General features: G+C 47.0%; 7 protein-coding genes. All 7 read left to right on the forward strand.

Annotated elements, in window-relative coordinates:
- The first annotated feature begins 327 nt into the window (after positions 1-327).
- On the forward strand, positions 328-1,365 hold the full coding sequence (locus tag RCH83_RS16385) for an efflux RND transporter periplasmic adaptor subunit (RefSeq protein WP_306523861.1): 1,038 nt from the start codon (positions 328-330) through the stop codon (positions 1,363-1,365).
- Positions 1,362-4,559, forward strand: a complete 3,198-nt coding sequence (locus tag RCH83_RS16390) for an efflux RND transporter permease subunit (RefSeq protein WP_306523862.1) — start codon at positions 1,362-1,364, stop codon at positions 4,557-4,559. Before RCH83_RS16385 ends, RCH83_RS16390 begins: the two co-directional genes overlap by 4 nt.
- Positions 4,560-4,867: 308 nt before the next feature.
- The gene (locus RCH83_RS16395) at positions 4,868-5,848 is read left to right on the forward strand and encodes a catalase family peroxidase (RefSeq protein WP_306523863.1); all 981 of its coding nucleotides are present in this window, start codon (positions 4,868-4,870) and stop codon (positions 5,846-5,848) included.
- A gap of 331 nt (positions 5,849-6,179) precedes the next feature.
- Positions 6,180-7,208: a hypothetical protein gene (locus RCH83_RS16400; RefSeq protein WP_306523864.1), complete on the forward strand. Its 1,029-nt coding sequence runs from the start codon at positions 6,180-6,182 to the stop codon at positions 7,206-7,208.
- Between the two features lie 10 nt (positions 7,209-7,218).
- Positions 7,219-11,790: an RHS repeat domain-containing protein gene (locus RCH83_RS16405; protein WP_306523865.1), complete on the forward strand. Its 4,572-nt coding sequence runs from the start codon at positions 7,219-7,221 to the stop codon at positions 11,788-11,790.
- A gap of 13 nt (positions 11,791-11,803) precedes the next feature.
- Positions 11,804-12,088, forward strand: a complete 285-nt coding sequence (locus tag RCH83_RS16410) for a hypothetical protein (protein ID WP_306523866.1) — start codon at positions 11,804-11,806, stop codon at positions 12,086-12,088.
- 406 nt (positions 12,089-12,494) lie between these two features.
- Positions 12,495-13,789, forward strand: a 1,295-nt coding sequence (locus RCH83_RS16415; protein WP_306523867.1) for an alpha-amylase family glycosyl hydrolase, incomplete at its 3' end; no start/stop codon positions are given.

The raw sequence follows: 13,789 nt of genomic DNA on the forward strand, positions 1-13,789 counted from the left end.
GGAGGAAATTATGCCTGTGCTTTTATCGAAGCGGTACGACTTTGCGTTGTGGTGACCTTGTAATCTGTTTTTATGCTTATTTTTACAGCTTATGTTGCGGTTGGTTTGACTTTTTCTGACGAAACGTCAGGGTTAAATAGCTTGTATCATCAACAAGTTCTGTTAGTTTTTTAAACTGGTATCAACAACAAGTCTGATACCAGTGGCAAATATTTGATACAGCAAGCCAGCGCTTTGGTTTGTCGGCTTTCTAATTAGAACTTTCTAATATATACTTATATCAGTTTAATCTAATGTAATCCGGTTGGCCGGATCCTGGAGTTTTGCATGCTGAAGTTGCCGTTATCTTTAGGGTTTTGCCTGCTGTTTGCGCAAAACGTTGCAGCTGCCGACTGGTTGCAGCTTAGTACTGTAAAGGCGCCACAATATCTGGAACTGCCTGCAGTGGTTGAAGCTGTTTCCCAGGCCACTGTTTCGGCGCAAACATCGGGTCGTATTATTGAATTGCCTTTTGATGTCAACGACTTAGTGCCACAAGGTGCTGTGGTGGTGCGTTTTACCGACACTGAGCAACAAGCCCGTTTGCATAAAGCACAAGGCGCCATGACAGAAGCGCAAAGCCGTTTTGACGAACAGCAAAAAGAGCTGGCGCGCGTGAAAGATATTCACGGCAAAGGCCTGGTGGCCAAAGCGGCATTGGATTTAGCCCAAGCCAATTATTCAGCCGCCAAAGCAAGGCTGGAGCAGGCCAATGCTGCAGTTGCGGAAGCCAAAGAACAACTGGAACAAACTGTGGTGCGGGCGCCATACAGTGGCATTTTGCAACAAAGGTTTGTTGAAATTGGTGAGCTGGCGGTGCCTGGTAAAGCTTTGCTCAGAGGTTTATCACTGGAGCATTTACGTTTGGTCAGTCAGTTGCCACAAAGTCAGCTCAAAGCAGCGCAACAAAGTAACAATGCAGAATTGCTGCTGAGCGACGGCACTGTGCTGGCGCTGGGTAAACCCGCTCTTCGTATAGCGCCGCAAGCCAATAGCCAAAGCCATAGTTTTTTATTGCGTTTGGAGCTGCCAAAAGCCGATTACAGTCAACATTTGATGTTACCGGGCAGCTGGTTGCGGCTGCGCTTGCAAACAGCTGAACAAGCTCAGTTGCAAATTCCTGCTGCTGCTGTGCTCTGGCGTGGTGAAGTGAGTTCTGTCTGGGTAAAACAAGCGGGTGAAGTGCTGCTGCAGCCGGTGCGGTTACAACCACTGCATAACAATAGCTATCAGCTGCTTTCAGGTTTAACAGCGGGTGCTGAAATTGCCACAGACGCTAAGGCGCAGTTGGCTAAACAACTGCAGCAAAGCCGGAGCGAACCATGAGCAGCTTAGGTATCTCCGGCCGTTTAGCGGCGCTGTTTAAACAAAACCAAATTACGCCTTTATTGGCTTTGGTCGGTTTTTTGCTGGGGCTTTTTGCGGTGCTGGTCACACCCCGCGAAGAAGAGCCACAAATAGAAGTCACTTTTGCCAATGTGTTTATTCCTTACACTGGTGCTTCCGCCAAAATGGTGGAACAACAAGTGGCGATACCGGCAGAAAAAATTATTGCCGAAATAGCCGGTGTTGAGCATTTGTATTCGGTGTCTGAACCAGGCCGCGCTGTATTAACAGTGCAGTTTAAAGTGGGTGAAGCCCGCACCGACGCTTTGGTGCGGCTGTATAACGCTTTTTATGCCAAAGCCGACTGGCAGCCGGTTGATAGTGGTATTGGGCCAGTGCTGATTAAACCCAAAGGCATCGACGATGTACCGGTCTTTGCGGTGACTTTATGGAGTAAAAACCCAGAAGTGACCCCTGCCGATTTAACTTCTGCTGCTAAAGGGTTGGAAGAGCAACTACAGCAGGTGCCGGGTAGCCGCGATATTTACAATATCGGTGGTGCGCAGCAGCAGGTGCTGGTGCGGCTGGACCCGGCGCGGCTCTCGGCTTATCAGCTGAGTTTACCGGCGCTGCAACAAGCGCTTGTGCAAAATAACAGCCAAAGCCAGAGTCAGGCGCTGCTGGCGCCGGATCAGCTTATTCAGCTGCATGCCGGTAACTTTTTAAGCAGTGCCGACGAAGTGGCATCTTTGGTGGTGGCGGTACGTAGTGAAAACGGTCAGCAGCTGCCTGTGTATTTACGTGATGTAGCAGAGGTGAGCCTTGGTGGCAGCGAGCCCGTCAGTTATGTACAACATCGCAGGCTCGACAAGAATGGCAAACTGCAACAAAGCCCTGCAGTGACTGTGGTGGTGGCCAAACAACCTGGCAAAAATGCCGTGGATGTCACGACAGCATTGCAGGCAAAGCTTGAACAATTACAACAACATTATCTGGGCCATGATATTGAGGTCAGTGTCAGCCGTAATTATGGTGACACCGCCAAAGACAAAGCCGACACTCTTATTCATAAACTGCTGTTTGCCACCCTTTCTGTGGTGCTGCTGGTGGGTTTTGCCCTGGGTTGGCGCGAAGCTTTTGTGGTGGGCATGGCGGTGGTTATTACGCTGGCCGCTACTTTATTTGCGTCATGGGCTTATGGTTTTACGCTGAATAGGGTGTCGTTGTTTGCGCTGATTTTTTCGATTGGCATTCTGGTGGACGACGCCATAGTGGTCGTAGAAAACCTGCACCGGCATTGGCTTTTGGGCAAAAAATCGCTGGCAGACGCCATTCCGATGGCGGTAGAAGAAGTGGGTGCCCCTACTATCCTGGCCACTTTTACCGTGATAGCTGCTTTATTACCTATGGCTTTTGTCAGCGGTTTGATGGGGCCTTATATGAGCCCTATTCCCATTAACGCCAGTATGGGCATGTTAATTAGTTTGCTGGTGGCTTTTATTTTTACGCCCTGGTTATTTTTGCGGGTGTTTGGCAACAAAACCCCAACAGGTCAACATCATGACGAAGCCGACGGCAAACTGGAGCAGCTGTTTAACCGCCTGATGCGACCCTTTTTGGCAAAACAAGCCGGCCGCAATAACAGAATCAAATTGCTGCTTGGCTTGCTTACTGCTATTGGCTTGTCGGTGCTATTGGTGACCAGCCAGCAGGTGGCGCTGAAAATGTTGCCTTTTGACAATAAATCCGAATTTCAGGTGGTGGTGGATTTAGCCGAAGGCAGCACCTTAGAACAAACTCAGGCCGTGCTGGACCAAGTCAGTCTGGCCTTGTTAAAACTGCCGGAAGTGACCCATCTGCAAACTTATGCCGGCACTGCTGCACCTATTAATTTTAACGGTTTGGTGCGGCAATATTATTTGCGTCAGCAAGCCTGGCAGGGTGATGTGCAAGTGAATTTAAAAAGCCGGCTGGAGCGCGACGAACAAAGCCATGCCATTGCGCTTAAAGTGCGTCCGGCTTTGGCCGCGCTTGAAAAAAGCACGGGCGCCAGTATCAAGCTGGTGGAAGTGCCACCAGGACCGCCGGTGATGGCGCCTTTAGTGGCAGAAGTTTATGGCCCGGACTATCAGTTGCAGTTGCAGCAGGCGCAGACACTGCAAAAAACCTTTGCCGAAGTTTCCCATATTGTTGATATCGACAGCACAGTTGAAGCACCACAAGCCTTGTGGCAACTGGTGGTTGACCAACAAAAAGCGGCGCTGCTGGGCGTTTCGGTGGCTGATGTTAGTGCGGCGGTACAGTTGGCAACTCAGGGAGGCAATGCCGGTTTTTTACGCCAGCAACATCAACACAATGTGACGCCAGTAGTGCTTAAACTTGCCGAAGGCAATATTGCAAACTGGCAGAGTTTGTCGCAATTGCCGGTGCAAAGTAGCTCCGGGGTTTTGATCCCTTTGTCTGAGTTGGTGCAAAAACAACAACAACAACGAGAAAATACCATTTACCGCAAAGACTTAAGGCCAGTGGTTTTTGTCACAGCAGATTTGGCCGGTGGTATCGACAGCCCGCTCTATGGCATGCTGGAAATTCAGGATTTGCTTAACGAAGCACCAACGCCGCTGCCACAAAATTTGTTCAGCGCACCTGACACTACCGATGAACTCAGCATCAAGTGGGATGGTGAGTGGCAAATCACTTTTGAAACCTTCCGTGATATGGGCATCGCTTATGGCGTAGGGCTGATTATGATTTATCTGCTGGTGGTGGCGCAGTTTAAATCTTATGGTGTACCGCTGATTATTATGGCGCCTATACCGCTGACGCTGATTGGCATTATGCCGGGGCACTGGTTGCTGAACACCCAATTTACCGCCACTTCAATGATTGGCATGATAGCGCTTGCCGGTATCATAGTGCGCAACTCCATTTTGCTGGTGGATTATATTCAGCAGCAGCTATCACAAGGAGTGACGCTTGAAACTGCGGTGATCCACGCTTCAGCAGTGCGGGCGCGGCCTATTGTATTAACAGCGCTGGCGGCTATGTTGGGCGCGTTTTTTATTCTGGATGACCCGATATTTGGTGGCCTGGCCGTGGCGCTGATTTTTGGTATTCTGGTGTCTACTTTGTTGACTTTGGTGGTTATTCCTGTGGTGTATTACGCTTATAGCTACCAAAAACAGCAGGTATAACCGCAGCTTTGACAAGAGTCAGCGCAGTGGCAAAACAAACCGCGGCTTGAATCTTTCTGTTGTTGCGACAAGCCGTTTAACTTCTGCAAAGGCGCTGAATTTCAGCGCCTTTGTTGTTTGCCGGCAATTATTTCCTGCTTTTGTCTTTGGGCGGGCTGTTTTGTGATGGCATTTTTTGTTTAACCGCTGTTTTATGTCATTCAACTGATTTACTCACAGAAAAACTGCAATTTTCGGGTCTCTGAGTTTTACAAAAAGCCGGAGCGGCTAAGCTTTGGCAGTTGTTAAATCCCAATTTGGAGTTTGTGATGAAAGTATTGTTATTAAAAATCAGCTTATTGGTTGCGGCGGCACCGGTATTGGCTGATAGCACCCCAGCGGCCACACCAACCCAATTTATTGATACTTTTGCCAAAATTTTTGGTGAACATAAAGGTGAACGTAAAGGCCATGCCAAGGGTTTTTGTGTCAGCGGCAGTTTCACCGGCGCTAAAAGCATGTTGGCTTATAGCAAATCAGCGTTATTTTCCGGTGACAGTTACCCGCTGACCGGGCGCTTTTCGATGGCGGGCGGCAACCCCAAAGCCGCAGAAAATAGCCGCAGCCCACGCGGTTTTGCCGCGCAAATTAAACTCAATAACGGCGAATTGCAGCATTTTGCGTTGTTATCAACACCGATGTTTGGTGCTAAAGATCCCGACAGTTTTTTAGGTTTGTTAATGGCGTCCATTCCGGACCCAACAACAGGCAAACCCGATATGGCCAAAATTGCCGCCTACCGCGACAAAAATCCGGATACCAAAGCTCAGGCTGAATATCTGGCCAAAACTGCACCCCCGGCCAGTTATGCCAATACGCCATATTTTGGTTTACATACCTTTTATCTGGAAAATTCCGCCGGCAAGCAGCAGGCGGTGCGCTGGCAGTTACAACCACTTGATGGGGTTAAAGGTTTAACAGACAAAGAAATAACAGCAAAACCCAGCGATTTTCTTGAACAACGTTTAAAGGCCCAACTGGCAAATGCACCGGTGAAATTTAAACTGCAATTTCAGCTGGCTACTGCTGAAGATAATTTATTGGACCCATCCAAAGGCTGGCCGGATAACCGCCCCCTGCTTGATGGTGGAGAACTACAAATTACCGCTCTGGGTGGCGACAACTGCAAAAATATTAACTTTGACCCCAATGTGCTTGCCAGCGGCATCAGTGCAAGCCAGGACCCGGTGTTAAAAATGCGTTCAGGCGCTTATGCCGTGTCTTTTGGCAAAAGGTTAAGCGGGCAATAACAACCTTAATTTGCTTGCCTGCTAAAACAAGAACCGCAGATTGTGAAAACAGACTGCGGTTTTTGTTGTTGGTGATAGTTCCGGTCCATTTTGCTTTGCACTGATTTATTTGCTTGCCTAAAAATCTGCTCAGTTATCAGTAGGATGGGGGGTTAAATAAAATAATCAAATGTGTATTTATTGTTATATTTATTTCCTCTGCTAATACTTTTCATCAGATGTACCAGATTGCAGCCCGTTCAGGATAAGCAGCTGCGTTCTGTTGTGGCCTACACAAATGCCGGCAGACATTGTGTTGTTGTCAGTCCGGAGTACCATCAAGGATGATGATATGGGCAAATTCTGTTTTGTGGTTCTGTTTTGTTTATCTGGGCAGGTGCTGGCAACAACAGCACCTTTACCGCCACTTCATTTAGCCGCAACTCCTGCAACGATTTATCCATTGCAACCTTTGCTGCTGAGCTGGACGGCGAACAGTGGCCATCAGGCTGGTGTTTCTGATTTTGGTGTTTATCTGTTGCCTGCCACTGGTGGGCAACGTTTGTTGTATGGTCCGCTGCAATGGCAAGCAACAAAAACTAATTATCAGGTAAGTTTAAAAGCTGAAGCCAATCCCGGTTCATATCGCTACCGCGTTTATGCCTGCAATCTGAGTAACTACTGCAGTTACGCCGACATTAGTGTGCAGGTGCTATTGCCGCCGGCGCCCTCGGCGCCTGTCGACCTGACGTTGCCTGGCAGCCTGCTCCTTGGTCAAACAACCACTTTAAGCTGGAGCGCCGGTTCTGGTCATATTGCCGGTCATTCCGCTTTTGGCGTTTATGTCACAGCTCCGGGTGGACGTGAACGTTTATTACAGGGGCCTATCAACTGGCAGGCAAGCCAGACCCGGTATCAACTGGTGGTCAAACCAGCTGAAGGTGCAGGTGTATATCTGTATCGGGTCTATGCCTGTAATTTCAGTAACTATTGCCGGTATGCCGACAAATCAATACTTGTCACTTCAACCAGTCAGACCCTGTTTAAAGTGACGGCAACGGCAGGAGTTGGTGGGGTCATTGACCCCAGCCTCAGAACTGTTTCACCCGGTAGTCGTGCTGCTTTTACCGTGACGCCCAATGTTGGTTTTGTGGTCGATAAAGTGGAAGGTTGTGGTATTGAACCTTCAGGTACTCTTTATCAAACTGCGGCCATCAATGCTGACTGTCACGTCAGCGCTTCATTCCGGCCCGTACCTGCCAACCTCACCCTGTATTTACATACGGATATCACCGGATCTGTGATTGCTGAAAGTGCTGCTGATGCAAGTATCAGAAAAACATCGGCTTATAAACCATTTGGCGAGAGTATTGATAATTAACGGATGAACTATGAACACTCAATTGCACTTATTACCTTTTGATTTTGCTGATGTTCCTGCAACAAGAGTTTTGTTTGTTGCCGTTGTTACGGCCATTAGTTTGTTTTCTGCCTGCGCTGCGCACGCCGAAAATGACGATTGGGCAGCTTCGATAGCCGACCCTTATCGCATTGAATTTCACAATGCCAATAGTCCCGACACGGAAGAAGATCCTCCGGAAGATCAGCCTATTCATCGTGCTGTATTAAATGAGCTGAATGTTAAGTTTGAGTTGACGCCTGAGACCACAGATTTAGTGGGTGAATCTGTCGATTTGAGTTCAGGCGCCTTAAGTTTTCAGATGACGGATATGCAGATCCCGGGCAACTTTCCGGCTGAAGTGGCCATTCGCCGGCGTCATCACGACAAAAACTTTACCCACCGCAACACAGCTGAATTTGGCGACTGGGGTTTGTCGGTGCCTGCTATTCATAACACCTTGTTTTATGTGGGGGGAGTACTGCAAGGTTTTTGGGGGCGAGGTAAAGAGTGCTCTGCGTCTTCACAACAAATGCCACCGGCTTATATGTATCAGGGATCGCTTATCGAAGCGTTTCAATACTGGAATGGAGTTACTTTAAATGTTGGCAGTAGTGCGGAGAAACTGATTGCAGCCACTAGTGCAGATGCAGTGTATACCACTAAATCGAACTGGCGGATCAGTTGTTATCCGCGGACTAGCGGCATTGGTGAAGGTTTTAAAGCGACGTCTCCGGATGGCACTATTTATTATTTTGAGGTGCCACATATGGTGCGCGCCGCAATGTGGTCGTATCCACAAGCACATCTGTACCAAGTGTTTATGCGCGTGTCTAAAGTATCAGACCGTTTTGGCAATGAAGTGTTTTACAACTATGAAAAACGCCAGATGCCTTCAGGGTTGCAGTCCAACAATCTGGTTTCTATCTCCTCAAGTGATGGTCGTTTGATTACACTGAAATATGAACATGAAACAGAACCTTATCTGGTAACGTCAATCACCAGCAATGGCAAAACCTGGCATTACCATTATGTTGGCGAGCATATATTTACTCTGGATAAAGTGGTGTTACCTGATCAAAGTTATTGGGATTACAACTTAAGCCAGCTCAGTGAGGTTGAACCTTATAACGGAGATTTACCAAACTCGGAACGGGGTGAATGTAACTTGCTTGGTTATCGCGAAGCAGAGGGTTTTATTAAACACCCATTAGGAATGAAAGCCGTTTTCAAAACCCGCAGTATACTTCACGGGCGTACCGGAACACCGACCCGTTCGCGGGATAATTATGAAACTTATGAAGTTGCCCGCTGTTATCTCACCATGTCTGTTATCAGTAAAAGTCTCACCGGCGCCGGAATTAACTTCAACTGGAGTTATGACTATTCGCAGAACAAGGGCGCTTATATAGGACAAGAAAAACAAAGTGCCGGAGTCACGATCAATGGTTATGACAGTGGAGATTTGAAAACAACCAAGGTTACAGCACCGGATGGCAGTATTACGGAACATGTTTTTTACCGTAAATGGGACTATCTGGATGGTACTGAAGTGGCCACTATTTATCGGGATACAGACGGTACTTCACAACTGCGGCAAATCACCAAATCGTTTTTGCCCTCTGCGTTAATAGGCTCATCAGAACAAAACTGGTCTAACCGGGAAAGTATTACCAAACGTGCACATCAGACCGTCAACGAAACGCAAGAATATGTAGCGGGCTTGGCAACTGATTATTTTCGAACAGAATTTTCCGGTCACAACCAGTTTGGTGCACATGAGCGGGAAGTGACAAGCAACAATCTTGGCACCCCAAGCCGTACTACTGACATCAGTTATCAACATGATTTAACCAATTGGCTGCTGAATCTGGAAACCAATCGCCAAATAAGTCAGGGTGGTCAAAGTTTGTCATTAAAATCAGCCAGTTATTATGGTCCAGCTGAGCAAGGTAAATCCAAAGTCAAAACAATCAGTCAATTTGGTCAGTTGTTACACACCAGCAGTTATAACAATGACGGTACCCTGGCAAAAATCACTTATGCCATGAATAACAGATGGGTCCAGTATGGGGCTTACAAACGCGGCAAAGCTCAGTCTTTTACGCTACCGGGTCGCATTTCCGGTGAAATGACGGCGCAGCTTGCTGTGAATGACAGTGGCACCATCAGCTGGGTGCGGGATTTAAATGGTTATGAAACTTCGTACAAATATGATCTATTGGACAGGCTGGAGCTGATTGACCACAAAGACACTAAGTGGACAGATACCGAGATCCGTTATGACGTCGACCTATCCGGCAACGGCAGTTTGTTGCAATCCATTAGTAAAGGCAATTACCGCAAAACCATCTTATTAGATGCTTTGTTGCAGCCAGTATTAAGCAAAGAATGGGATGCCGAGAATGAGCAGGCCACAGTGCGTTATCAGCGTCAGCAATTTAATGCTTATGGTAAAGCCAGCTTTCAGTCAGTTGTCAGTGACACGCTAAATCAGACTTATGGTACCACGACGTCTTATGACGGTTTGCAGCGTGTTATCGGCAAAACCAATACTGCAGAAGGTGATCTGACTTATCGTTATCTGGGGCAAAACCAGATTTCAGTCAAAAATGGCCGTGGTCACACCACCACAACACAATATCTGGCTTTTGGCAGTCCGGCGCAGGAGCTCGCCACACAAATCCAGCAACCTGAGGGCGTTTTAACCAATATCAGTTACAACCTGGCAGATTTGCCACTGCAAATAAGTCAGGGTGGAGTGACCGAACAACGGCTGTACAACACCAAAATGCAATTATGTCTGCAAAAACGGCCTGAAACTGGCATCAAAGTGATGCAATACAATTTGCTTGGCCAGATTGAAAAATACGCTGAAGGTTTTACCGGCACTGCTAGTCATTGTACTGATTACAACAATGTTGCCGCCTCCTGGGTCACTATAGCCTTTGATAATTTGGGTGAAGAATTATCAAGAACTTATGCCGATGGCAGCACGCCCCAACAAAAATTTGAACGGGATAATCAGGGCAATCTGAAGGCAGTTACTGTTAATAATATCCGTTGGAGTTACGACTATAACAGCCTGCATTTATTGGAAAAAGAAACCCTGACCCTGGATGGCAGAAGTTATGTAATTGATCAGGACTACAATACACTGGCCAATCTGCAAAGTCTGACCCTGGCGGGCACTGCCATTAGTTATGCGCCTGATGCCTTGGGTAATCCAACCCGGGTTGCAGATGCCAGTACCAGCTTTGCCAGTGCAGTGCGTTTTTATGCTGATGGCCAGTTAAAAGATTATGTACTTGGTAATGGCATGCTGTTTAGTCAGCAACTGGATCACAAATTCCGTCCTTATGAACGTCTGGTTAAACAGGGTAGTAGTCAAAAAGTTGCCCAGCGTTATAACTACGACAGCAACAATAATATTGATGTTATTTATGACCTGGTAAACACCGGCAAAACAGTTCGTATGAGTTATGACGAACTCGACCGGTTGGAAACAGCCAATGGTTATTGGGGTAATGGTCTTTTTGTTTATGATGCCCTTGGCAATATCAAAAACAAAAATCTGGGCACTCAACAACTCACACTCAGCTACGACGTGACAAAAAACCGGCTGCAGTCGGTGACTGGTGGTTATAGTTTTGGTTATGACGACAGAGGCAATGTAAATAATAACGGCAAGCGTACTTTTACGTTTAACCGAGCCAACCAGATGCAAACCTCTGGTGCCGTCAATTATCAATATGACGGTCATGGCAGACGTGTTAAAAAAACATCAACTACAACCAGTTACAGTGTTTATAACAATGCGGGCCAGCTTCTGCTCACCGACGGCCCGCAAGGACTCACCCGCTATATCTACCTTGGCAAAGAGCTTATCGCCAAAACCGGTCCGGCCACTGCAGCAGAAGATAAACCAGGTTATACCGGTCATGTGGAAGATCGTGATATCGGCTTAACTTATATGCAGCAGCGGTATTATGATCCAGTGATTGGACGGTTTTATTCGAATGATCCGGTTGGGTTTAGTGCTGATAACCCTATGATGTTTAACCGGTATGCTTATGGGAATAATAATCCGTATAAATATACCGATCCTGATGGCACAACGGTAATTATTCATTCGAGATCTTTAGATATGTCTGGTGGGTCTATGGGCGCACATACTTTTACAACGGTTACCAAATCTAATGGCGAAAGTACAACCATCAGTAGTCACAATGTTGATGGGAAAAATGTTGTTTCGATAAACCATTCTTCGGATACTGGCGAAGACGTTAGTATCACAGATTCGGTGACAATATCGCCTCCAGAAGGTGTTAGCCAAGAGGATTTTGACAACTCAGTTATTTCTCAAGGTGAGTACATGACAACTTTGGAACCACTTGACTATTCTGCAATCCCTAGCCTGCCTAACCAAGGAAATTGTCATACTACGACTACTCAAGTGATTGGTGGCTCTGGAGGAAGTATTCCCAAGAGTTTTGACCCGAAAGGTGCAAACCCGGACTTAGGTCGTAGTCGAACTACACATGAAAGACCAAAAGACAACTAATGGAGACGCAGCAATGAAGTATTTTATTTTATTCAGTGCAGCATTGATTAGTATTGTATTTTCATTTTACCACTTGAAATATTTCGTAGATTATTTTTCAGCCTACTTTGGCTATTTTGTCGGAGGTGCAATTATTCCTTTAGCCGTAGGTGTATTTGTAGGAATTCTTGCAGATAAATTATCTCGGAAATTCTCCAATCCAATGAAGTCTTGGATTTTGTTTGTTGTTACATCTGTCTTTTCTTTGCTGCCACCTATTTATTTATTACTGGCGGTTACATTTCTGAATAATCTATAAAGCCTTTTAGTTGTATGAGTTAAGGACACCTCACCAGGTGTCCTTTTTTCTATCCAAACCGCGCAAACTCCCAATAGTCCGAGCAGCGTTTTCCAGTAGAACCGATCTGCTTTCACCAACAGGGCTGGCAATTCAGTAAAGCGCCTACATTATTTAGTGCTGGCAAAACTGTTCACTTCTGCTGATTTTGACTGATCGTTTTACTACTTTGCACGTCCTTCCACACTGACTTTTATCACCAGCAGAACTGCCCGCGTCCATCTTCAGGGCTTATCACCATCCACTTTTGTAACCATTTGCTCTTTTTATATTCAGCTGAGCGGCTTCTGTGCAATCGTATGCACCTGCTATTCCTTGCTGGTAAATTTGGTCTAAGCTGTAGGTCAAAAAATAACGGGGTTTAGACATGCGATTGAATTTAAAAATAAATTGGCTGTTGTGTTGTTGTGTTGCCGCTTTGTCGGCTTGTCAGCCGGCGGCTGATTCTACTCAGGCGCAAGCTCCGTTAGTGGCAGCTGAAAGTCAGCAGCAAAATAGCAAGCCAACACCGTCGATGCAGACCAGCAATACAGCCTTGCCGGTAACAGCCAAAACCTGGTGGCAGGATGCTGTGGTATATCAGATTTGGCCGCGTAGTTTTGCCGACAGCAACAACGACGGCCATGGTGATTTTGCCGGTATTCAATCAAAACTGCCGTATTTACAAGATCTTGGGGTTGATGCACTTTGGTTAACTCCTATTTTTGAAGCCCCCTCTTATCATGGTTATGACTTTACTGAGTTTTATCAGGTGGAGCAGGATTACGGCAGCATGGCGCAGTTTGAAGCGCTGCTGGCCGACGCTAAAAGCCGCAATATCCGTATTATTCTCGATTTAGTTATTAATCATATTTCCGACCGGCATGACTGGTTTATGCGCTCCGCTAAAGGCGAAACGCCATATAAAGATTATTTTATCTGGCGGGATGATTTACCCGCCGATGGTTGGGGGCCCGCCTGGGACAGCAGCAAAGTGGACCCAAAAGTGGTGTGGCATTATCACCCGGAGCGTAAACAATATTATTACGCCGCTTTTGGCGCCTCCCAGCCTGATCTGAATCTGCAACATCCTGATGTGATTGCCGAAATGAAAAAAATGGCCAAATTCTGGCTGGACAAAGGAGTTGCTGGTTTTCGTTTAGACGCTGTGCGTTACGCCATTGAAAACGGTCCTGGCCAGCAGGCGGACACAGCAGCAACTATTCAATATTGGCAAGATTTCAGCACTTATGTGCGCTCCATAGCACCAGACACCTTGTTAGTGGGGGAAGCCTGGGCCGATTTGCCTGTTGCCGCTAAATATTATGGCGATGGCAAAGCTTTGGATGCCGGTTTTGACTTTGATTTTGGCTACAAGGTGCTGGCGTTGTTGCAAAGTGATGGTGCTGTCAAAGCTGAATTTGGCACCATGCAAGCTGCCAGCAGCAGTGCAGAACAACCATTGCAGGTGAACTTTGCTGATCGGCTGGCAGCCAAAGTGCCTATGGGTTATTTCAGCCCCTTTTTAACCAACCACGACCAACCGCGGGTCGGTTGGCAACTCAGTGGTCATCAGGCCAAAGCCAAACTCGCGGCGGCCATGTTGTTTGCATCCCCCGGCACTACTTATTTGTATTATGGTGAAGAAATTGGTCTAAGCCAGGCGTCTGATGCCGAACATAT

Origin of the sequence: Rheinheimera sp. (assembly GCF_030824435.1) — a bacterium.
GTDB lineage: Bacteria > Pseudomonadota > Gammaproteobacteria > Enterobacterales > Alteromonadaceae > Pararheinheimera.